This window comes from Myxacorys chilensis (assembly GCF_059505265.1).
Map to the genome: position 1 here is coordinate 70855 of NZ_JCACKG010000165.1, position 20952 is coordinate 91806.

At 44.3% G+C, this 20952-nt stretch carries 16 protein-coding genes and 1 pseudogene; 10 read left to right on the forward strand and 7 right to left on the reverse strand.

Translation table 11 applies throughout. The features are described 5' to 3' along the window. Positions 1 to 9: 9 nt before the first annotated feature. A complete protein-coding gene (locus tag AC5JLB_RS13475) occupies positions 10 to 1803 on the reverse strand; it encodes an ABC transporter ATP-binding protein (protein ID WP_495874345.1) in 1794 nt (597 codons plus the stop codon). Positions 1804 to 2427: 624 nt separating this feature from the next. Next, entirely contained in the window at positions 2428 to 2727 is a 300-nt protein-coding gene (locus tag AC5JLB_RS13480) for a hypothetical protein (protein WP_495874346.1), read from the reverse strand. A 1889-nt stretch (positions 2728 to 4616) separates the two neighbouring features. Between AC5JLB_RS13480 and AC5JLB_RS13485 the strand changes: the two genes are divergently transcribed. Both AC5JLB_RS13485 and AC5JLB_RS13490 read left to right on the forward strand, forming a co-directional pair. Continuing rightward, on the forward strand, positions 4617 to 5432 hold the full coding sequence (locus AC5JLB_RS13485) for a WecB/TagA/CpsF family glycosyltransferase (protein WP_495874347.1): 816 nt from the start codon (positions 4617 to 4619) through the stop codon (positions 5430 to 5432). 477 nt (positions 5433 to 5909) lie between these two features. Then, positions 5910 to 8081 carry a GumC family protein gene (locus AC5JLB_RS13490; RefSeq protein WP_495874348.1) on the forward strand — a complete coding sequence of 724 codons (2172 nt, stop codon included), beginning with the start codon at positions 5910 to 5912 and terminating at the stop codon, positions 8079 to 8081. Positions 8082 to 8105: 24 nt separating this feature from the next. Here AC5JLB_RS13490 and AC5JLB_RS13495 read toward each other — a convergent pair. Next, positions 8106 to 8671 (reverse strand): annotated as a pseudogene (locus AC5JLB_RS13495) (IS1 family transposase); the annotation flags it as partial. Between the two features lie 439 nt (positions 8672 to 9110). Here AC5JLB_RS13495 and AC5JLB_RS13500 point away from each other — a divergent pair. The 5 genes from AC5JLB_RS13500 (at position 9111) to AC5JLB_RS13520 (ending at position 14747) form a co-directional block, all read left to right on the forward strand. After that, entirely contained in the window at positions 9111 to 10265 is a 1155-nt protein-coding gene (locus tag AC5JLB_RS13500; RefSeq protein WP_495874349.1) for a glycosyltransferase family 4 protein, read from the forward strand. Positions 10266 to 10728: 463 nt separating this feature from the next. Beyond that, entirely contained in the window at positions 10729 to 11769 is a 1041-nt protein-coding gene (locus tag AC5JLB_RS13505; RefSeq protein WP_495874350.1) for a glycosyltransferase family 8 protein, read from the forward strand. Positions 11770 to 12279: 510 nt separating this feature from the next. After that, the gene (locus AC5JLB_RS13510; protein ID WP_495874351.1) at positions 12280 to 12513 is read left to right on the forward strand and encodes a Nif11-like leader peptide family natural product precursor; all 234 of its coding nucleotides are present in this window, start codon (positions 12280 to 12282) and stop codon (positions 12511 to 12513) included. A 222-nt stretch (positions 12514 to 12735) separates the two neighbouring features. Next, complete coding sequence (locus AC5JLB_RS13515; RefSeq protein ID WP_495874352.1) at positions 12736 to 13590, forward strand: pentapeptide repeat-containing protein; 855 nt, start codon at positions 12736 to 12738, stop codon at positions 13588 to 13590. 11 nt (positions 13591 to 13601) lie between these two features. Then, positions 13602 to 14747 carry a sensor histidine kinase gene (locus AC5JLB_RS13520; protein WP_495874353.1) on the forward strand — a complete coding sequence of 382 codons (1146 nt, stop codon included), beginning with the start codon at positions 13602 to 13604 and terminating at the stop codon, positions 14745 to 14747. Between the two features lie 30 nt (positions 14748 to 14777). Here AC5JLB_RS13520 and AC5JLB_RS13525 read toward each other — a convergent pair whose 3' ends face one another. Both AC5JLB_RS13525 and AC5JLB_RS13530 read right to left on the reverse strand, forming a co-directional pair. After that, positions 14778 to 15797, reverse strand: a complete 1020-nt coding sequence (locus tag AC5JLB_RS13525) for an aldo/keto reductase (RefSeq protein WP_495874354.1) — start codon at positions 15795 to 15797, stop codon at positions 14778 to 14780. A 129-nt stretch (positions 15798 to 15926) separates the two neighbouring features. Then, on the reverse strand, positions 15927 to 16220 hold the full coding sequence (locus tag AC5JLB_RS13530; protein WP_495874355.1) for a YkvA family protein: 294 nt from the start codon (positions 16218 to 16220) through the stop codon (positions 15927 to 15929). A 149-nt stretch (positions 16221 to 16369) separates the two neighbouring features. Between AC5JLB_RS13530 and AC5JLB_RS13535 the strand changes: the two genes are divergently transcribed. From AC5JLB_RS13535 to AC5JLB_RS13545, 3 genes are all read left to right on the forward strand, one after another. After that, the gene (locus AC5JLB_RS13535; protein ID WP_495874356.1) at positions 16370 to 17560 is read left to right on the forward strand and encodes an anion transporter; all 1191 of its coding nucleotides are present in this window, start codon (positions 16370 to 16372) and stop codon (positions 17558 to 17560) included. A gap of 291 nt (positions 17561 to 17851) precedes the next feature. Then, complete coding sequence (locus tag AC5JLB_RS13540; RefSeq protein ID WP_495874357.1) at positions 17852 to 18721, forward strand: 6-carboxytetrahydropterin synthase; 870 nt, start codon at positions 17852 to 17854, stop codon at positions 18719 to 18721. Positions 18722 to 18885: 164 nt separating this feature from the next. Continuing rightward, positions 18886 to 19140: a hypothetical protein gene (locus tag AC5JLB_RS13545; RefSeq protein ID WP_495874358.1), complete on the forward strand. Its 255-nt coding sequence runs from the start codon at positions 18886 to 18888 to the stop codon at positions 19138 to 19140. Here AC5JLB_RS13545 and msrA read toward each other — a convergent pair. Together msrA and trpB are read right to left on the reverse strand one after the other, a co-directional pair. Then, the gene (msrA, locus tag AC5JLB_RS13550) at positions 19137 to 19604 is read right to left on the reverse strand and encodes a peptide-methionine (S)-S-oxide reductase MsrA (protein WP_495874359.1); all 468 of its coding nucleotides are present in this window, start codon (positions 19602 to 19604) and stop codon (positions 19137 to 19139) included. The two genes, AC5JLB_RS13545 and msrA, sit on opposite strands and share 4 nt — an antisense overlap. 11 nt (positions 19605 to 19615) lie before the next feature. Next, positions 19616 to 20890, reverse strand: coding sequence for a tryptophan synthase subunit beta (gene trpB, locus AC5JLB_RS13555; RefSeq protein WP_495874360.1), 1275 nt, complete (start codon positions 20888 to 20890; stop codon positions 19616 to 19618). Positions 20891 to 20952: the final 62 nt, after the last annotated feature.

Consider the following 20952-nt stretch of genomic DNA (forward strand, 5'->3'; position numbering starts at 1 on the left):
TGGGTACTGTTATTGGCCTAGAACAACCTCTTGGTAATTACCTGACTTTGTGATTCGACCTTGTTCGAGTTGATAAATGCGATCGCAGTGTTCAATAGTAGAAAGACGATGGGCAATAATGATGATTGTTTTAATACCACTCAAAGCCTTTGTCGCCTCTGTAATAAGATGTTCTGTTTCTGTATCTAAGGCCGCAGTTGCTTCATCAAACACTAAAATCTCTCGTTCGTGGTAAAGGACACGCGCAATGCCAACTCTTTGACGCTGCCCACCCGATAACAACACGCCCCGCTCACCCACCATTGTCTTAATACCATCCGGGAGACGCTCAACGACTTCACTAAGTTGAGCCATTTCAATCGCTTTCCTTAACTTAGCTTGATCGATTAGGGAATCAGGCACCCCGAAGGCAATATTGCGTTCAAGGGTATCATCAATCAGGAAAATGGATTGAGGAACGTACCCAACTAGATTCTGCCAAGCGCGTAGGTTCTCGTAAATGGAGATTCCATCAACTTTTATATCTCCAGATTTGATAGTGAAAAGTCCTAAAAGAACATCTACCAAAGTGGTTTTACCCGCTCCAGATTTACCAATTAGACCAACAGAATCACCTTTCTGAATCACTAAAGAGACGCCATCTAAAGCCTTTCTTGATGTGCGTGGGTATAGAAAATCGATTTCATCCAAAACGATTTGTTCGTTAAATAGAAGGACTGATTTGGCGAAGGCCGATGGCAAACCTGTGAAATGATTAATGCTATTTTTAGGAGCATCAAGCTTCCCCTTTTCAACTTCTCTTAGGTCGAAGAACAGTTTATCTACAGCAAAGGTGTTTGACCTAAGGGTGCCAATATTACTGACCAAGTTGCTTACAGCTGGGAGCAACCGAATTGAGGCTAAGGCGAAGATTCCTAAAATAGCAGTCAAATTTTGACCTATCCCCTGGCTGAAGTTGATAAACAGCAGGGTAAAACCGATGAGAAAAGTAATCATGAACGCTTCTATCACAAAACGTGGAAGATTACCGTAACTTTGAGCCAGTGCTGAATTTGTAGAAAATCTCTTTGTCTGTCTCTCCATCTGTTGCTCAAAATAACGCTCACAGCCAATCACTCGGGTCTCTTTCAAGCCTCCTAATCCGTGGTTCAGGATACGAATCATTTCAGCAGATGCCTCCCATCCTTCTTTGAACCAAACAGACATATGCCTTCTCATCAGTCTAATCAGAAGAATAACCACAGGTAACAGCATGGCAATAAGAACTAGAGCTAACGCGCTAGCCTTAACCAGCAATGAAACCAATGCCAGGATGATTGTAGCGTTGGATATCGCTGTTAGAAGCGGCATGATGACATAGAGACAGACGCTATCAGTTGTGCCAACAACATTCTGAGTAAGAGTTGCTGAATTAGCACGCAAATGAAAGCTGTATGGAGCTTCGAGATATGCTTTCAACAACTTATTAGCCAGTTCCCCTTTTAAGGTGTAGCCGAACTGGAAGACTGCCTTCTGAGAATGAAAACTTAAAAAGGCTTTTACATAAAATGCAATGAGAAGAAACGCACCTAGAGCAAGCAGAAAACTTTCCTTGGAGCTGAAATTTAGATGTCTGTACACTAAATTCAGCCAGTAATTAGTCTCAACTAAACTTGGTTGGGTTGCAACAGCTATGAATGGACCAACCATTCCGACGCCAACAACCTCTAACCCAGATACAAAAACAAACAGAAATGCCACTACAACGAGTGATTTGTGATGCCCCTTTGTGAGATAAAAGAGTCTAGACAGGAATTGAGACATAGTTTAATTGAGATTCAGAACTAACTAAAATAGCATCTAACCCCTAAGCACGTTGAGATTAAAGTCTTAGTGACATACTACACAATGGAATGGGTAGAAACGGATGTAGCGATCGCGACAATATCGATTTTGGGATCGGCAAACATCTCTCGCGTTCCGTTGTAATGTCGATCCTTAGATAGCGAGTTTGCACCTTTGCTAGCAAGATTTGAGCCAAAGTCCTGACTGTTTCTACCCGCACTCTCAAACTTTCCGAAAAGCTCCGAATCAAATTAGGTTCACAATAACCATAACCAATCACACTGATATTAATCATGTTGTTCATCGTCTTTCACCCAAGCGGGAACTTGCATTCGGATAAGGCTGTTTTAGGTATTACTCGAACCATTGTTCGCAGTTACTAAAGCTTGATCGAGAGCGCAGACACCGCCAATGATTCGCAGGTACTACGGCCGCAATTGCAGAGTGAAAGACGTCTTGTGTTACGACTGCTCCAGCCCCAATACGGCTTTTTCTCCAATTCTCACTCCTGCCAGAATGGTGGCATTACTGCTAATAGAAGCGCAGCGTTTCACAATCGTCTTGACACATATCCAGTCTGCTTCGGTTTTCAGACTACTATCTTCATTCGTCGATGCAGATGGATGTTGTTAGTAACATGACTTTATGTCCAATAAACACCTCATCTTCAATATCAACACTCTCACATAGAAAATTATGGGATGAGATTTTGCACCGACCTTCTACTGCGACATTCTTCTGAATCTCCCCAAAACCGACAATCTTTGTCTCACAACTGTAGAGATTCTCAGAATGAAAAATCTTCACACCTCTGCCCAACTGGCCATCATTGGCCGTCATTATAGGTCTACCTTCTGATTCATTAAAGCCGGTTAATGGCTTCCATTTCTGTAGAGTTTTCAAACTGCATCCTCTCAAGTAAGTGCGCTTATTCGCTTGCCATTCGTACCGGCGAAATTATTTGCGGGATGACTTCAAAGAGACAAATGTCGATGAGGTTTTTCAGCAGTGCTCTACTAAAAAAGCAAGACCTAACATTTGAATGGACTCTACTAGTTGACTAGAATAAACTGCTAAAAATTTACAGAGCTATTCTGTCATACGAAACGGACGACTCAAACATGGATTGGATCCTTACTTGCGAATTGAATCAGTACCTCGGATAGCTTTGCACTTAGAACAGTACAATCGACTGGCACATCCGAGAGATTCCTAAACAAACATTTGGGGCAGACGCAAAATCCTCTGGTTTTCTTAAATTGACAAGTCTGAGACTTTCTACAGAGTTACCATCAAATTCCGTATCACCTGATGTAAAATCTGTAGCCAGACATAATATGTCAGCATTTCTGCGGTATCAGCTAGGCTGTTTTTAGGTTCTTCATAAAATCTTTAAGCAATCCCCCTTTATTCTGAAGCGAAAACTAAGCGGTTTTACGGATGTGCGGATAACGAGGCTTTTGATGGCAGTCGTCATAGATGGGTATCTATAATTTAGCCCCAGAACTATCTACTGATGTATGGCTAAATTGGATAATTTGAGCAAAATAAGATTTCACATTTACTATTGCTAGCAGTCTTTAAGCTGCTAGCAAAGAAAGGATTGCGGAGTTTAAGATGCTGTCATACATCCAGGTTTGAAACAAACCACGAGTATTACAAAGCTTGACAGGGCTGAGCGTGAGTAAATTCGAGAAGTTACCGGTAAGTTTTGCTCGGAATGCCAGGAATGTATAGAAGAACACTATGTTAACTAAGCCCGACAATGTTATGAGGACAGGGTTGAATTTATTGAAAGAAGGTAAAGCATGGTGGCCCTACAAAAGTAATAATTTGTTGTAGGCACAACAAAAGTATCAAATAACACAAATGTGATTTCTAACGCTTCTCAGGACAACAGAGTTTTCTGGACTAATCGAGAGACCTGCTGGGATAACACGTTGTTGAATTGCTCAACATAAATGGCAACGGTAAGGCGACCGTTAGCGAATTAGCTACAGCTAATATTCCTCCTCCTACAATGAAACAAGCTCTGCCCTTGAGAAACCGAACGGACCACTTTGCAGACGATGTGAGCGAAACAGCCTGAAGCTTGCATAACTTTCGACTCACTCACCGCAAGTTAGCTGTTCCTAAAATGGCATTCTTGAGAGTACTTCCTGTTTGTGCTGAGTTTTGCTTATTTTCGATTAAACCTATGCAAATACTGCATGATCGAGTAGCTTCTATTTCTGACCTTATTTTGATATTGTTCAATTTAGTTACCTCACACATGTCAGTTACCTCACTAATGCAAAGTACAATCAGCTTTTTAGTTTCTGCTTGTCTAAAATGCTCTACGCTAACAACGCTCTCCCTTATTAGATTCAGAGGTGTGCATTTTAGGCCACCAAGACTATGCTTGACTGCGATAAGACTTTTGAAATCAAGAATGTGCCCCTAATTGTGATTTACATGGCTTGATTGTATAGATTGGTACAGATGCGTCAGATGTATTAGATGTAATTGTTTGTAAAGGACTAATTTAGTTAGTTTGGAGATCGTGTAAAAACTATATAAAGATTACTTCTTGAGAAGTATTTCACCAGAAAAGGTAATATCATTCGACACATCAATATAGTCAGATTCTCGAAAGAGGCTTTTGCGACTAGGCATCCTTCGAGAGAAGCTTTGGGGATCATCTGGTTTTTGTCTTGTTGACTGCGCTGCCGATAGTATTGTCCAGTTCGTTCACTTTCATCTTCGAGCACTCGAAACAGCCGTATCCATTTTGAGTGCCTAGTGAATTACGTATGGAACCCCCACTCTATCCAGAAATTGAGATGACCATGATCGATGAGAACCCCTCCGGGCGAATTATTGGTTTTCCTGTTACCGCACTGCCGTTTGATCAGCAAATTCAGTTGCTGCTGCAATGGGCTAAATCGTACTTGAGTAAGGTGGTCTGTGTTGCAAACGTCCACATGCTGATAGAGGGATATCAAAATTCTTCGTTTGCAGAAATATTGCGAGAAGCAGACTTGTTGACCCCTGATGGAATGCCACTCGTTTGGATGCTCAAGCTAATGGGTGTCTCCCGTCAAGACCGAGTTGCTGGACTAGATATTTTAGATGCAGTTTGTCAGCTTGCACCCTCGCAGAATGTGAGTGTTTTCTTTCTTGGCTCTCAACAAACGATTCTCGATCGTATGAAGCAGCGATTAGAGCAAGAATTCCCTAATCTCGACATCGCTGGGATGGAACCTCTGCCCTTTCGCTCACTAACTGTTCAAGAAGATGAAGCTATCATTCAGCAGATCAATAATAGTGGAGCGGGCATTGTTTTCATATCGTTGGGCTGTCCTAAGCAAGAAATTTGGATGGCACAGCATAAAGGAAAGATAAAGGCTGTCATGGTTGGGTTGGGAGGTGCTTTTCCGGTCTATGCTGGTCTTCATAAACGGGCACCTCTTATGATTCGATCAACAGGTCTAGAATGGCTGTATCGGCTCGTTCAGGAACCTCAAAGACTTTGGCGGCGATACTTTGATACAATTCCACTTTTCATCTGGTTGGCAGGTAGGGAGTTGTTAATTCGTCCGCGCGATGTACACACGAAGGAACTATAGTGAAAACGAGTATCGTAGATAATTTGATGACAGGGTAACACTCTTCATTCGATGGGTTGAGATAGCAGAGAGAACGAACACTTCGATTCTGCTGTCATTTAATGAGTTTTTAGTTTTTCGAGTGTGATGAACTAAAGCAGTGAATTATAATTCGGCAACTGAATATAATTCGATTTGATCGATAACGTTGGGTTTTCTTAGCTTAAACGCATTGTCTACGGGTTCTCTGCCACTCAGATTGAAAATTGAGATCAAAATTGAGATCACGTAGTGAACAGTAAAGAACATGTTTTGTTGTCCATGCATCTACCCATTTTCTTTACAGATATTCTATTTTCACTAGGGTGAACTAGGTCCTTCCACATCTCTCATCCTCTTGGATGTGTTTATAGAATTGACCACGTCTGTCCATTCGCTTCAATTTCGCCTACGCGCTCACTTGTCATTTCATCCGCGTGATCTTATGCAGAGGCAATCATGGAAAGTAAGATAAATTCGCAAGCCCTTGCCGTAAACGGGAGCAACAAGCAACTTCGCCGACTACCGCTGACCAATGCAATACCCCACGATGGCGAAGGTGAAGGAGGCTTAAATTTTGGTCAGGTAGCTGCGGTACTGCGACGAAAGATTCCGATCGTGCTAGGCGTGACGACTGTGGTGTCTTCAGCGGCACTCCTCAAAGCAGTGACCAGTGAACCCATTTACCAATCCACGTTTGAAATTCTCACGAAACCCGTCACTGCTGAAAGCCAAGTTATTTCTTCGGTGCCTGAAACATTAGGCAATCGAGAGCAGCAAAAACCTGAACCTGAAAAAGCCCTAGACGAGACAAAGCTAAAACTGCTCAAAAGTCCAAATCTTCTTGAGCCGGTCGTGCAAACGCTCAAGCCTAAGTATCCTGACCTCACCTACGATAGGCTATCAAGCAGCTTAGAAGCGACTCAGCTTCCCAATAGTGAGGTGTTGCGAGTTAGCTTTCAAGACAGTAATCGTGAGAAGGTAAGAGAGGTGCTAACTCTCGTTTCTCAGGCATATCTTAATTACAGCCTTGAGGAACGCTTAGTAGATGTACGACAGGGTATAGAATTTGTTGATCAGCAGATTCCTAAGTTGCAGCAGCGTGTTGAAACGACTCAAGATCGGCTTCAGACGTTTCGGCAGCGGTATAACTTAATTGATCCTGAGTTAACCAGTAAGCAACTGGCAGAGCAAACAGCAACGATCGCACAGCAACGTCTGGAAACAGACGTTAAATTGGAGGAGGGTTTGGCGCTAGATCGTGATCTGCGTCAACAACTGACTCAAAGAGATCAACCCGCTTCTTCTGCGCTTCGAGAAAACACTCGCTATCAAAATCTGTTGAACCAACTCTTAGAAGTTGAGGCCCAAGTGGCTAAGACGTCGGGTGTGTTTCAGGAAAAAGCACCGCAAGTTCAACTCCTGCGATCGCAGCTTGCAAATCTGCAACCGTTGTTAGAACGCGAAGGAGGACGATCCCAAGGCGATGTCGAGAGCCAGGTACGAGGCTTGAAGGCTCGCCAAGCAATTCTGATGCAAACAGAAGACTTGCTGAAACAGCAGGTTAAACAGCTTTCGGTTGTGTCTCGTCAATACACTGATATTCAACAAGAACTGAAGATTGGAACTGATAACCTCAATCAATTTCTGGCAAAACGAGAAGCCTTACGCATTGATGCCGGACAGCGGACAACCCCTTGGCAGATTTTAACGCCACTCAGTAAGCCAAAACTTGCGTCTGCGGGAATTAAGCAAACGGGGGCACTGGGCGTTATTTTAGGGTTGTTGCTGGGTGTAGGTACAGCGCTGTTGCTCGAAAAACTGAGTAATGTTTTGCATACACCCGAAGAAGTCAAAGATACGGCAAAATTGCCAATGCTAGGCGTGATTCCATTTAATGCAGAATTAGCCGAGACGGAGAAGCAATTTCTAGCGACAGGTGTGCCTATGCCAGAACCTATCAGCTTAATGCGTCAAATGCGGCAGAGACTTAGTGTGCCGAAGAGTGAATCAGCGTACCTTTACGATAGTTCACCATTTTCAGAGGCATTCCGATCGCTCTACACCAATATTCGGTTGCTCAATCCGGATACGCTGATTCGTTCTTTGGCAATTAGTTCACCGTCTCCTGGAGAAGGAAAGTCTACAGTTGCGCTTTATCTAGCTCAAGCGGCGGCAGCATTGGGACAACGGGTCTTATTGGTCGATACAGATTTTCGGTGTCCCCAACTTCATGTTCGGCTGCAACTGCCGAATCTACAGGGATTGAGTAATATTGTTTCTTTAGAAGTGGAGTTTGATCAAGCAGTTCAGCAGTCTCCTGTGGAACCAAATCTCTTTGTTCTCACCGTTGGACAAGTTCCGCCAGATCCAACTCGCTTGCTGTCCTCGAAGAAGATGCAAACTCTGATGCAGCAATTTGAGGAGATGTATGATCTCGTCGTTTATGATGTGCCCCCTTTGCTTGATTTAGCGGACGCAAAACTTGTCGCAACAAATACAAATGGAATTGTTCTAGTAGTTGGACTGGATAAAACGAAGAGCGCTACTCTAAAGCAAGCGTTAGAGGGCTTCAAACTGTCTTCTGTTCTTACTCTTGGTGTTGTTGCTAATGGTATGAAGAATCTTTAGGTAGATTGGCCTGAGGGTAGTGCATCAAATAATAGTGGGATAAGTAACTAGATCATGCCAAGTCGAGGGTTGCAGGGTCAATCCTGCCCGTTGAGCTGCTGTTGTCTTTAACCGACTATGCTGCCAAATCCAGTTGAAGTAACTCACGACTAACCGGGTTGTTACCTTGGTTTGCTGCCATATCTTGCCAAACTTATTCTGTTTGCGATGCCAACGTCCCGTTTGTTGTCTAACAATGCCATTGGTTCTTTCTAAGCACGGCGTTTTGTCTTTACCAATGCAATGCAGAATTTCGGGAGGTAATACACGTTCGTAACCATCCCAACCATCGCCATTGAACAGTTTACACGAGGTTTTCCCTTCGCTACTGGTGACTAATTCCTTAATCAGTTCATCGGTATGTTTTCCCACTCGTGCTGCCAAAATCAGTCCACTGGAATCAGCTAAGCTCACAGCAATTCAACAGTCACCAATATCCAACTCGTCTGGGAGACACTGCTTCTGTTTTTTGAAACAAATGACCACAGTTTATCTGCACTCACTTTCTCGGTCTGCACCGCTTGTACTTGGGCATTATGGAACAAGTTTGCCTATGTTGTTGAACGGAACTCGCTCCTCTGAAAGGTTAGTCTTCACAAAGCTGATTCACTGGAGGATGCTATGCACTTTTCGTTGAGCTAGGAGCATGACTAGAAAACCTTGCCTAACGGATGTAAGCGACGAGTGGTCATTCCTGACTCCCTCTCAACGCTGATAACTGAAGAGCTTCGCTACGAGGGCGCAGTCTGCGAGGGGTCTTCAAAGGCGTACAGTGAATCGTTTACACAAGTATGGCTTGGTAGATGATGCCCCATGGCCTACCACCTTGGTACACGGTCTATCAACAAATGTAAGCTATTAATGCGGTCTAAGATTCAGATGATAAAGCGTCGACTTAAGCAGGTTTTGTTTTCCCCGCTACAAATACTATATGTGTGTCTGTTTTGCTACTACTCGGTGCAAATAATACTTTCCCGATTTGTACGTCGTGTGTTTAGACAAAAAAGGTCTAAGCTTCTAGTTGCCGTACTGATTGACGAGTACTTCGGTGGATGGAACACTCCCTATGGTGGTTACGGGTTTCTTGCGCGTCACATTGTTGCAGTGCACCTTCCTGATCAGCAGATAGAGGTAGAAGTTATCCTTCATGGGCTTAAAGTGCACGGTGGTATTCAATGTCGAAAGATTGATAATAGATACGTTTATAAGTTGTCCAAGTGCGACTTCTTATCAAAAATCTGGCTTCGGATGAAGGAGTATGATGCTTATTTGTCCATTGAACTGACGCACCTCGATGCCATTGCACTTGCGCCTTCCAACCACAAGCACATACTTTGGTTTCAGGATCCACGTCCACTATCAGTATGGCAATTTATTGAGACAATGAAATTGATGCCAGAGTCTTCATTTTGGAGTCCGGCTGTCTATGAGTATGTCCGCGCACACAGCAAGGAAATTCGTTTTATTTCGCAAGGTGTGTCACTCAATCCGCTCGGTCGAGAACTTTATCAGCTCGACGATTCGATAGAGGTTAGCCGTCTTCTAAACCCAATTGACATTGACTTTAACTACGATCTCCAGCAACAGCATAAGAAGAATCAAATCGTTTTTCTTGCCCGTCTGGAGTCGCAGAAACGTCCCTGGGTATTCTGTGAGATTGCGAAGCAGATGCCGATGTATGAGTTCTATGTTCTTGGTCAGACGCTTCGCCGCAAAGAGGAGATGGAGAGATTATTACTACCGTATCGGGATGTGAAAAACATACATTTCGTTGGTCATCTAGAAGGGAAAGACAAAAAACAGTACTTGGCTGATTCAAAGATTCTTCTCAACACGTCTATCTGGGAGGGAATTCCGATTTCTTGGCTGGAAGCGTTATCTTACGGGACGCTGATCGTGAGTTGTCTTGATGTCGAAAACTTACCCTCTAGATTTGGTCGGTATGTTGGTAGTGTTCCTGGTGATGGCCTTGACACAGAAGCAATTGAGCTTTTCAAGTCCGCGATCGCTTTTGTAATGGAAAATGAGGAATGGCGTAAACAGAAAGCAAAGGATGCAGTCGAGTATGTAAGGTCGAATCATAGCATTCAACAGTTTCAAGATGATATGCGAAGCCTAATTCTTGAGACGAGCGCCCGAATTTGACTGTGGGCAGCTTCGTGTAATCTGAATGAGAGATCTGAAAAAGATCACAGGCTAAGCCTTCAACCTGCGATCGTCTCTCGCTTCCAATTAGTTCCGATATACTCAGCAATTGGTAGGTAATCGCATTGATTTTTTATGGATGCTAATCGTATTATCTTCTGCGAATATCCCCAATGAAATCCATGTTTTTTGAGCTACTATTTGGACACAATTAGGGCACATCTGAATAAAAAGCATTGCGACCTTAAGCATGTATGTACCTGAAATGTTGTGCGATCAAATCCACCCCTGAGCTTGACCACCGTCCGGTAAGATAATACCGAAGCGGCGATCGCTGCGACTAATGAGCAGCATCGTAAGGTGTGGTTATTATGTTTAAATCTTCTACTAATCTTCTGGTTGGATTTAAGGTTTCACTTCCAGGGATTACAAGCTTCCAGGCTATTGAAACATACGAGGTCTTATGAGTCTTATTCATGCTGAAAATTTGGTAGACGAAAGCGAGGTGAAGCCTTCGTCTGATTGTAAATCCATAGCCGTCGTCTGCGCATCTGACAACAACTATGCAATGCCACTTGCAGTAACAATGCGCTCTACAGTTGAAAACCTCAAAGAAGGATGCAAAGTATTTTTCTACATTATTGATGGAGGAATTACTGACTTCAATAAACAGAAGATCTTGAGTTCCTTAATTCAGGAAAGGTGCGAAGTTGAATTCATTCAAATACCCAACTCTTTGACTGAGGATATTATAGAAGCTCACGAATCAAAGAAATCCGGGCTTGCACTATCTAAATCAGAACATGTTTCAATCGCATCATTCTACAGGCTGTTACTCTCTGAACTTCTGCCTAGTCAGCTTGAAAAAGTAATTTATTTAGATTGCGATCTAGTTATAAAAGGAGATCTATTACAGCTATGGCAAACCGATTTCGGAGAAGATTATATACTAGCTGTACGTGACACATGGATACCCTTTATATCTAGTCCTACTGGGCAACTAAATTACCAAGAATTAGGGATCGATCCAGATGCTCCGTACTTTAATGCAGGAATTCTGGTAATCGACCTCGCAAAGTGGCGAGCTGATAAGCTTAGTGATAAAGCCATAAAGTACTTTGTGCAAAATCTGAAGTACATAGGCTGGTATGATCAAGGTCTTTTGAACGCACTTCTGATTGGCAAGTGGGGACAGCTTGATCCTAAGTGGAATTTCAACGCTACTTCTTTCTATGACTACTCTTCAAAGGATTATTTTCCTTGGAGAGACAGCAAGAGCCTACTTCCAGAGGATGTTTATAATGAGCTAGTCCGCAACCCTTACATCATTCACTTTGTGTCAGAAAAGAAGCCTTGGGTATCTCGGCACTGCCCACGCAAAGAAGACTTCTTTAAATATGTGGATAGGACAAAATGGTCTGGTTGGCGACTCACGATCTGGAGACGACTATGGCACAGATTGATTTATGAGTCCAAGGCGTTTCTTCGTAAAATTAGTCATTGATGGTTAGGGTAGAGGCGAAAAGGTAGCCTAACCATCATGAATGGAATGCGCTACTAACCTACTTAAGGAGCATTAGTGGCACACTAAAACCGCTGCATGTCCTCCGCGAAAAACAACGAGCGAGTTTCCATTCCTTAGAACTCAAACAATGGGATTGACCTCATTGCTGCATCCCCCACTCAAATTGTTTCTTAAGAGAGGGATATTAGGGTTCGGTACATCGCTATGAAACTCTTTACCATGGTCAGCAATTAGCCACAAAGTGCTAATTTTTGGTAAAATTACTTTAATTTCTCCCTAAAATACGGAGGAAAGTAGTATTTTATACGTAGTTCAAAAAGTATTTTTTTCATAAAGACTAGTGGTATTCCCCTACCAGAGTCAGTCCCTTGCTTTGGCTAGAAGTCAGAAAATTCACGCAGGTTAAATTGCCCTCCTGCTTAGTTGTCCTGCACAGCTTCTGACTAAAGCTTGAGGAGCGGACTTTAAGAATTGGGAGGAAGAATCAAGATGTCATTAGAAAGTGCGGATCGGTTTCTGAAAGCGGTGGCTCATAATCAGTCCCTCCGCGAGAAGTTTGAAGCGGCTAAATCACCCGAAGAATTTTTGAGCGTATCTCATCGATTAGGGTACTGTTTTACAACAGCGGAGTTACAGAAGACTGTGTCAAACTTCAGCAAAAACATTCAACTGCGCCGACCTACAGGAGTGGGGAAGTGGCTGCGATCGCAACCGTGGATTTAATACTGGTCATGACAGGAATGAGTGAGATCAATAGGTAAATATTTCCGAGTGTAGAGGAGCTGAAACGAAAGGGTATCGAGCTATTCAGTGCAGGCCTTTATGCTTTAGATTTCATGTATTTTGTTTAACTTTCGTATAGAATTTCATAGCTTTGTATGGATATCAACTCACGGGGCACTCTAGCATCAACGTAGAGGTGCTGGATGATTCCAGTTGTGAACCATGCAAGACCACGAGTTTCTTCAACAGTATTTGTTAGGAGAAAGAAACTTTAATGGGGTCAATCTTGCTCAGATTAATTTGATAGGTGCTGCTTTGGCAGAGATCAGTTTGGTCGCTGCGACGCTAACAGAGGCAAATCTACCCTTCGCCTATCTCGCTTCAGCCACTCTGAGTAGAGCCAACCTAACCCAAGCTAATTTGAGCCAAGCTTTTTTGCGCTGTGTTGACTTGAGATTTGTCAAGTTAGGAACGGGAAATTTAACGGCTGCTGATTTGACAAAAGCCGATTTGAGAGGAGCTTTCTTGGCGAAAGCAACGCTCAGGGGTGGTCAGCTCAGTGGTGCTAACTTGGCAGGAGCAAATTTGCGGCAAGCCGACTTGGAAGGCAGTAATCTCTGTGCTGCTGATCTGCGCGACAGTAACTTGCGCTCAACAAATCTGGCTAAAGCAAATCTAAGCTGGGCAAATTTAACCCATGCAAGACTAAATGACACTATCTTGCAGGGAACGGTGTTCAACGGAACTCAATTTTGTGAGGCTTATCTGGATGGTCTAGATCTGTCTGGTGCTGACCTCAGTAGCGTGGATTTGAGCCAAGCTCGGTTCAAAAATAGTAGCTTGCAGCAGGCAAATCTAGAAGGGGCAAACTTGCGGGGGGCCGAGTTGCGATCGACGATCTTGGCACAGGCAAACTTGCGGGCAACCAATTTGAGTGGTGCTGATCTCCGCCGCGCCAATTTAGATGAGGCAATTTTGGAACGAGCACTCTACACGGAAACAACTCTATTTCCAGAGGGCTTTGACCCAGCGGCTCACGGCGCTTACTTGATCGATGACGAAGTAGCTGTTGCTTGAGAAATATCAAAATGATTTTTACAGAAAACTACACAGAAAATGCTGGGTCACTTAGCTTTGACATTCTCGCGTGTCACCACATGGAGGATCGAGAAGCGTGTTGGCAAAATCTCGCTCAAGAATTGATGCATGAACTGACAGTGCATCAGAATAAGCTGCGACAGGCGATCGCTCAACGCCATCAAGTCGAGGCTGAATGTAAACACCTAGCAGAAAAACTGGAAGAAAGTGAGGCAAAGAATCACGCGTTAATAGAGGCATCGGCTGCGCAGGCACAGCAGTTTGGTCAAGCCTTGAAACAATTGCGCCAAAATCAGGCCCAAATCATTCAAACTGAAAAGATGGCAAGTTTGGGTCAGTTAGTAGCGGGTGTTGCCCATGAAATCAATAACCCCGTGAATTTTATTTATGGCAATCTGCCTCACGCGGCTGAATATGTCCAAGACTTAATGCACTTGCTTCAGCTATATCAGCAGCATTATCCTCATCCTGCTCCAGCGATTGAAGCAGTAGCCACAACCATTGACCTTGATTTTCTAATTGAAGATTTACCTAAACTGCTGATGTCCATGAGAGTAGGCGCAGCACGCATCCAAAAGATTGTTTTGTCATTGCGTAACTTCTCTCGCTTAGATGAAGCGGAGATGAAAGAGGTTGATATCCATGAGGGAATTGAAAGTACGTTAATGATTCTGCAAAATCGGCTGAAGACCCGATCCAACCATTCTGAAATTTCTGTGCTAAAGGATTACGGAAAGTTACCCTTTGTAGAATGCTATGTTGGACAACTAAATCAGGTATTGATGAACGTCCTGGTAAATGCGATCGATGCTCTAGACGAACGGGATCAAGAGCGATCGCTTGATCAACAAATGCAACATCCTAGTACTATTAAGATCACAACGGCAGTATTACCCGACAATCAGATCGCTATCCGCATTGTTGATAACGGACTGGGCATTCCAGAACGGATTCAACAACGGGTCTTCGACCCTTTTTTCACCACTAAACCAGTCGGTAAAGGCACTGGCATGGGAATGTCTATTAGCTATCAGATTGTGGCTGCAAAACACAAAGGTCAGTTATACTGCCACTCTACACCAGGACAGGGAGCCGAATTTGTAATTCAGATTCCAATCCAACAGCAACCCTGTTAGAAACTCCAACATGATTTGACAAATTGTTCTTTAGCCTCGGTATTCGTCGCCGCAGTCGCCAATCGCTTTGTGCAAATCGCGCGATCGCGAGGTGACTTCTGCAATTCTTTGATAATCTTCCTCATCTAAGGCAAAACCAAAGACTCTGGCGTTGTCTGCAATATGCTCTGAAACACCGAGTCGTGCCCCTACGATCGCGCCTGCTACAGTGGGACGTTCCAGAACATATCGAACGGCTACATTTGTGATACTCACACCGTACTTTTTAGCAATCTGTTCTAGTATCTCTAGTAATTGCTGAAACAGATCCCAACCGCCCCATCTAGTAATCATATTCTTATATTTTCTAAGCGATGCCGTTGTTAATCCAGAATTTCCTGGTTCTGGCATTTTTAGAAATCGCTCAGATAACAATCCACCCCCTGCCGTTCCATACGCTAATAGGCGAATGTTATTTTTCTCGCAGAATTTCGCCATGCGTGAACTTGGACGTTGATCAATAATTGAATATTGGACTTGATTAGAAACAATTTTGATGCCAGACTTTACGATGACTTCCAGGTGATCAGTGTCAAAATTCGTTAACGCCAAATGTCTAATTTTTCCTTCTTGCTGAAGATCTGTCATATGCTTCAACGCTTCTAAATAATTTTTATCTTGATAATCCCACCAATGAAACTGCATTAAATCTAGCGTTGATACTCCCATTCGTCGCAGTGAAATATTAATATTGTCCTCAACAATCTTTCGAGTCATTCGACCCGGACGAGGAACCCATTTTGTAAAAGCTTGAAGCTGAGAAACTGTATCTTCTCCGCGATCGTTGATTAATTGTTTACGAAATTCGCCAATAAAATCTTCCGCAGGACCATAGTGATCGGCTAAATCCCAGGTTGTAAATCCGGCATCGACGTAGTCAAACATCGCCGCGATCGCTTTGCGCCGATCGATTCCGCCATGCGCTCCTGATACTTGCCACATTCCGTTAAGAACTCGGCAAATTTTCAGATCAGACGTAAATTGAAATTGGCTCGCTTCAGGTAGAGGCATGGAGATGCAGATAGAACAGCGTGAGTTCATTTAAAGGCAAAGAGGCGCTTTGTGCAACGCCTCTAGAACTGCTATTGAGTTAGAATCTAAACTCAATTAGCTCACCGAAATTGATTAGCTAACTCTGAATTAACCAACTTTCGTTGCATTAACATCTACTGTATCTGCCGATGCAGTTTCTCCATTCATGGAAGCAGTTTCCCCTGTTTTCTGCGCTTTGAGACGATCCATTAATACAGTCGATACCTCAGCAACTAGTAAACCAAGCACGACAGTATCATCGATCTGACCAATTAAAGGAACGAAGTCAGGTAGCAGATCGATTGGGCTGAAGATGTAAAGGAGGGAACCCAGAATGATGAGCCAGCGATACTTAGAGTTGCGAATTGTGTTGCGATACCAGTCGTAAAACGGAAGTTTCATATTTTTTGTCCCTCATCTGATGTATTTATAATGTCAAATTATGGCGGAGTAGTCTGGTGTGGAAAACTGTCGAAAGACGTGGGGGAGAACCGACTAAGGATGAGAGATGAGGGATGAAGAAATGATTGTGGGGCTATGAGAGGAAGACGTTGCTCACTTATTTGATCCTTGGATTCGCTTTTTTGGGATTGGCGTTGGGCTATCTTCCAGGTTTGCGGATGAATCGGGCGACGATCGCGCTGGTGGGGTCTGGCTTGCTGATTGGAGTGGGATCAATTGGTTTAGAAGAGGCGTGGCGGGCGATCGATGCAAAAACGATTGTCTTTTTGCTCAGCATGATGATTGTCAACGCAAATCTTGCTTATGCAGGCTTCTTTCGAGTTGCTTTGGTAGGACTGCTGAGAGTCACGCGCAGTCCCTTTGGGGTTTTAGTGATGCTGACCTTTGGGAGCGGCGTTTTGTCGGCGGTTCTTCTCAACGATACGATCGCATTGATTTTCACCCCCTTGATTCTGGGCCTGGCTCAGGCCCTCAAGCTCAATCCAATTCCCTATCTACTAGCACTGGCAGGGGCAACCAATATTGGCTCTGTAGCAACGCTGAGCGGCAATCCGCAAAATATTTTGATCGGGTCATTCTCAAAGCTCAGCTATTTAGACTTTGCGCGATCGCTTACTCCAATTGCACTGCTCGGACTTGCCATTCAGATCGCGCTACTTTGGTGGTTTTATCCAGAAGTGCGCTCTGTGCAAGCGATTGAAAATTTCTCTCTACCTAATACTCGTATCTTTAAACCGTTATTTTTGAAAACGATTGTGCTCACTACCGGACTTTTGGTCGCGTTCGTGTCCGGGTTGCCGTTGGCGGAAAGCGCGATCGCGGCAGCAAGTCTACTCCTGATCACTCGTCGCGTTAAGCCCGAACGAATGCTGAGAGAAGTAGATTGGAATCTGCTCGTCATGTTTTCTGGGCTTTTTATTCTGACTAAAGTTATTCAAAATCTGAACGTCTTAACATCGCTGAGTCAATTTATTACAAGTTCTGCAACGCTATTAGGTATTACTGCACTGCTTTCTAACATCGTTTCTAATGTGCCTGCGGTGCTGCTGCTTCACCCATTGATTGCTCCCGACGATCACCAATCTTGGTTACTCCTCGCCGCTGGCTCAACGTTAGCCGGAAATCTCACGATCTTTGGTTCGGTTGCCAATTTGATTGTTGTTGAAGCTTCTTCAAGTCTTGGGTACAAGCTCTCGTTTTCAGAGCATCTCCGTTTTGGGTTGCCGCTCACGCTTCTGACGCTAGGAGTTGCGTATTTCTGGCTTCAAAACTTTCATTAATTGATGGGGAAGGAATTGATGAAAAAGGGAGCCTTCAAGAATCTCAGGCAGTTCCAACCGACTTGCATTACTTGTTAGCGATTCTTTGAAGCTTGGCGGAGCCAATCGCGAGTGGTGTCGAAAATTAATTGGGAATTAACGTTGCTAATGGGTTGGTTTGCCCAAATTCTGAACGACAGGTCACGAGTTGTGAATTATTTCGGTATTCTAGAGAAGTGAGTTCAACAAACTTAATATTTTTCAGTCGAAATCTATCCCTCTCAGTATTCTGCGATCTTCCCTAACTTGTTTATGAAATGCATCATCGATCGCCGCGCTCAGTTTTCGGCAAGTCATCGGTACTATTTGCCAGAACTGAGTGAAGCCGAAAATTTTGAGCGGTTTGGAGCCTGCGCTCGCTATCTTGGGCACGGACACAACTATGTTCTCTATGTCTCAATGCTGGGCGATCTAGACGAATATGGCATGGTGCTTAACTTGTCGGATGTAAAGCACGTCATCAAAAAAGAAGTTACCAGTCAGTTAGACTTTTCGTTTCTCAACGAGACTTGGACGGAGTTTCAGGAGGCTCTGCCAACTACTGAAAATATTGCGCGATCGATTTGGCATCGACTTGCTCCTCAGTTACCAATCGTTCGCATTCGAGTCTACGAACATCCTGAACTTTGGGCTGACTACTTAGGAACCAATATGGAAGCTTATCTTACTATTAGCACGCATTTTAGCGCCGCTCATCGTTTGGCTCGTCCTGACCTGAGCTTTGAGCAAAACTGCGAAATTTATGGCAAATGTGCTCGTCCCAATGGTCATGGTCATAACTACCACTTGGAAGTGACGATTAAAGGAGACATTGATCCGCGCACGGGTATGAGTGCAGATTTGGTCGCGTTTCAACAAGCAGTGGATGATTTTGTCGTCGAACCGTTTGATCACACCTTTCTAAATAAGGACATTGCTTATTTCGAGAAAGTGGTTCCAACGGCAGAAAATATCGCAGTTCACATTCGCGATTTGCTGGAAGCGCCGATTAGCAAAATTGGGGCGCAACTTTATAAAGTGAAGCTGATTGAGAGTCCGAATAATTCTTGTGAAGTGTATGGTTCTGGTGTTGCTGATCCGATCGCGTCTATGATGCGCGAACCCGCTACAGTAAGCGTTTAAGAACCTTTGGACTGTCAAGAGTAGTGCAGAAGCGCCTAGAATTGCACGGGCGCTTTTGGGTATTCTTCAACCTTGCGAATGAATTTTGATCCGTCAAAAGCCAGTAGCGCGATCGCACATTCTCGCTAATACTAGCTACCAAGTAAATAGATAGAGAGTAATTTATGGCTTCTCCTACACCCCTCCACGGCACCGATCTGGTGGATTGTGCTAGAGCTAACGCGAAACAAGGCGTCGAGACGGCAGCTAATCTCTGCGGCTATGGTAATGACCTCAATACCTTCCGGGCAGAACTTGAAAAAGCCTGCAACGATATGCGAATTGAGTTCAATGAATTGAGTGATTTAATCAAAGATAATCAGGTTTCGGTTGGCATAGATGGCACTACGATCGCGCCTGACACGAAAGCAGAACTTTAACTGATCCGCCCTTTTTGCTTCTTTTCAAAGTATTGCTGGTGATCTGCTGTTGCTAACCAATACTCAGATGCTGGCTGAATCTGAGTGACGATTTCTTTTTTGTACCTGCCAGAACAGCTTAAATCATCTCTTGACTGTCTTGCCCTTTGCATCTGTTCAGCGGTGTGACAAAAAATGACTGAGCGATATTGCTCCCCACGATCTGCTCCCTGCCGATTCAAACTGGTGGGATCATGAATGCGCCAGAATACTTCTAGCAGTTCGGCATAGCTGATGACGCTCGAATCGTAGTTAATCTGACAGACTTCCGCGTGTCCGGTAATGCGAGATAGAACGTCCAAATAGCTTGGGTTCTCGAAGTGTCCGCCCATGTAGCCGACTGATGTTGAAACGACACCTTTGGTGGCGCGGAAAGCCGCTTCCGTGCCCCAAAAGCATCCCGATCCAAATGTTGCAGTCTCCACAATAGATTTAGTTAGGAATCCAACATTTTAGAAACGCTCAGCACGTCTTTGTCACCTCGACCTGAGCAATTGATGACAATACGAGGGCTGCCTTCTAGTTGAGGACAGAGAGTATCGAGATAGGCGATCGCATGTGCCGTTTCTAAAGCAGGAATAATGCCTTCTAATTGCGACAGTCTCTGAAATGCTGTTAATGCCTGCTCGTCAGTTACGGCATAGTATTCTGCTCGTTCTGTTTCCATCAAGTAGCTGTGTTCCGGTCCAACTCCCGGATAGTCTAGCCCGGCGCTAATCGAATGAGGTTCAATGACCTGACCATCTTCATCTTGCAGCAGATAACTCATTGCGCCATGCAGTACGCCGACTCGTCCTTTCGTTAACGTTGCCGCATGTTTCTCGGTGTCAACTCCATGTCCTGCGGCTTCGACGCCAATCATGCGAACCGAGCGATCGCCCATAAATTCGTGAAATAAGCCCATCGCGTTAGAGCCGCCACCGACGCACGCCAGTAACATATCTGGCAGTCCGCCCCACTTTTCTTGACACTGAGCGCGAGTTTCTTCACCAATCATTGCGTGAAAATCCCGCACAATCATCGGATAGGGATGAGGACCTGCTACCGAACCGAGAATATAATGCGTGGTTTCAACGTTTGTCACCCAATCGCGGATCGCTTCAGAGGTCGCATCTTTGAGCGTTCCAGTGCCCGCTTCCACAGGACGCACTTCTGCACCCATGAGCCGCATCCTGAACACATTAAGGGCTTGCCGATCCATGTCGTGGACGCCCATATAAATCACGCACTGTATACCAAATCGAGCGCATACTGTTGCTGTGGCGACGCCATGCTGTCCGGCTCCGGTTTCAGCAATGATGCGCTGTTTGCCCATCCGTTTGGCAAGGAGAGCTTGTGCGATCGCATTATTAATCTTGTGAGCGCCCGTGTGGTTTAAATCTTCTCGCTTGAGATAAATTTGTGCACCTGTGCCATCAGGTTTCGCGTAGTGCGCGGTTAATCGTTCTGCAAAATAGAGCGGACTCGGGCGACCCACATAATCACGCAGTAGTCCTCCAAGTTCTGCTTGAAAGCTTGGATCTTTGCTGTAGTGCTTGTACGCAGTTTCTAACTCGGTCAAAGCAGGCATGAGGGTTTCAGGAACATACTTACCGCCGAACTTACCAAATCTTCCAAGTGCATCAGGGCGATTTTCCGAAGCGACACTGTTCTGGTTGGGAGAAAGCGGTGTAGTCGTCACAATCTGAACCCAGTAAAGTACAGCCTTCATTGTATCGGGACTTAGAGCAGAATTAAACCACGATCCTTTGGAGTTTGGCAATGTCAATCGCA

Bases quoted from the DNA above. Each gene is read 5' to 3' on its own strand.
- AC5JLB_RS13485 (WP_495874347.1), top strand. From the start codon at position 4,617: ATGGAACCCCCACTCTATCCAGAAATTGAGATGACCATGATCGATGAG.
- AC5JLB_RS13545 (WP_495874358.1), top strand. From the start codon at position 18,886: ATGGCTTCTCCTACACCCCTCCACGGCACCGATCTGGTGGATTGTGCT.
- AC5JLB_RS13540 (WP_495874357.1), top strand. From the start codon at position 17,852: ATGAAATGCATCATCGATCGCCGCGCTCAGTTTTCGGCAAGTCATCGG.
- trpB (WP_495874360.1), bottom strand. From the start codon at position 20,890: ATGAAGGCTGTACTTTACTGGGTTCAGATTGTGACGACTACACCGCTT.
- AC5JLB_RS13475 (WP_495874345.1), bottom strand. From the start codon at position 1,803: ATGTCTCAATTCCTGTCTAGACTCTTTTATCTCACAAAGGGGCATCAC.
- AC5JLB_RS13525 (WP_495874354.1), bottom strand. From the start codon at position 15,797: ATGCCTCTACCTGAAGCGAGCCAATTTCAATTTACGTCTGATCTGAAA.
- AC5JLB_RS13505 (WP_495874350.1), top strand. From the start codon at position 10,729: ATGAGTCTTATTCATGCTGAAAATTTGGTAGACGAAAGCGAGGTGAAG.
- AC5JLB_RS13515 (WP_495874352.1), top strand. From the start codon at position 12,736: ATGCAAGACCACGAGTTTCTTCAACAGTATTTGTTAGGAGAAAGAAAC.
- AC5JLB_RS13520 (WP_495874353.1), top strand. From the start codon at position 13,602: ATGATTTTTACAGAAAACTACACAGAAAATGCTGGGTCACTTAGCTTT.
- AC5JLB_RS13530 (WP_495874355.1), bottom strand. From the start codon at position 16,220: ATGAAACTTCCGTTTTACGACTGGTATCGCAACACAATTCGCAACTCT.
- AC5JLB_RS13490 (WP_495874348.1), top strand. From the start codon at position 5,910: ATGGAAAGTAAGATAAATTCGCAAGCCCTTGCCGTAAACGGGAGCAAC.
- AC5JLB_RS13510 (WP_495874351.1), top strand. From the start codon at position 12,280: ATGTCATTAGAAAGTGCGGATCGGTTTCTGAAAGCGGTGGCTCATAAT.